The organism is Streptomyces vastus, assembly GCF_039532825.1.
In the GTDB taxonomy this organism is placed as follows: Bacteria; Actinomycetota; Actinomycetes; order Streptomycetales; family Streptomycetaceae; genus Streptomyces; species Streptomyces vastus.
The window spans coordinates 921-1,705 of record NZ_BAAASJ010000126.1 but is presented as its reverse complement, the minus strand read 5'-3'; the positions used below and the strand labels follow the sequence as shown (position 1 = coordinate 1,705).

The window sequence follows — 785 nt, the reverse complement described above, 5'->3', positions numbered from 1 at the left end:
AGGACCAGGGCGTAGACCGCGGAGCGCAGCGGGAGTTCGCTGCGGGTCAGGGCGGTCGCCGCGGTCACGCCGATGATCAGGGAGAAGACGGTGCTCAGGGTGGCGACCAGGGCGCTCAGCGAGAGTGCGGCCGGCCATTTGCTGCCGTCGGCGAACAGGGCCTTGTACCAGTTCAGCGTCCACACGTCCGGCGGGAAGTCGGCGAAGGCGTTGTTGCTGAAGGAGGTGATCAGGATGACGATGATCGGCAGCGCCAGGAACAAAAGGATCAGGGTGGCGATGGCGGTGAGGGCGATCCGCCCGGCGAGGGTCTTGCGCAGTTCCATCATGACGCGCTCCTCTTCTTACGGCTGGCGCCGAGCGAGGTCACGAGCTTGACCAGCAGCAGTCCGGCGAAGGTGAGCAGCAGCAGGATGACTCCCTGCGCGGCCGCTCCGTTCCACTGGTTGTCTTTGGTCACCTGCTGGTTGATGAGGGTGGCGATCATCGTCTGGTTGGGTCCGCCCATCAGGGCCGGGGTGATGTAGTAGCCCAGGGAGAGGATGAAGCTGAGCAGCCCGGCGCTGGCCAGGCCGGGGGCGACCAGCGGCAGGTAGATGCGCCTAAAGATGGTCACGCGTCCGGCGCCCATGCTGGCCGCCGCGGCGAGCAGTCTGCGGTCCACGCCGCGCATCACGCCGTACAGCAGCAGCACGGTGTAGGGCAGCATCATGGAGGTGGTGCCGATGACCACGCCGAGTTCGTTGTAGAGCAGCTGGAACGGCCCGCCCGGCAGCGACTCGTTC

General features: G+C 66.6%; 2 protein-coding genes. Both read right to left on the bottom strand.

Annotated features, from left to right (window positions below):
- Positions 1-329, bottom strand: a 329-nt coding sequence (locus tag ABD357_RS44460) for an ABC transporter permease (RefSeq protein ID WP_425585257.1), incomplete at its 3' end; no start/stop codon positions are given.
- The coding region (locus tag ABD357_RS44455) for an ABC transporter permease (RefSeq protein ID WP_344397660.1) at positions 326-785 on the bottom strand (460 nt) is incomplete at its 5' end. The genes ABD357_RS44460 and ABD357_RS44455, both read right to left, overlap by 4 nt.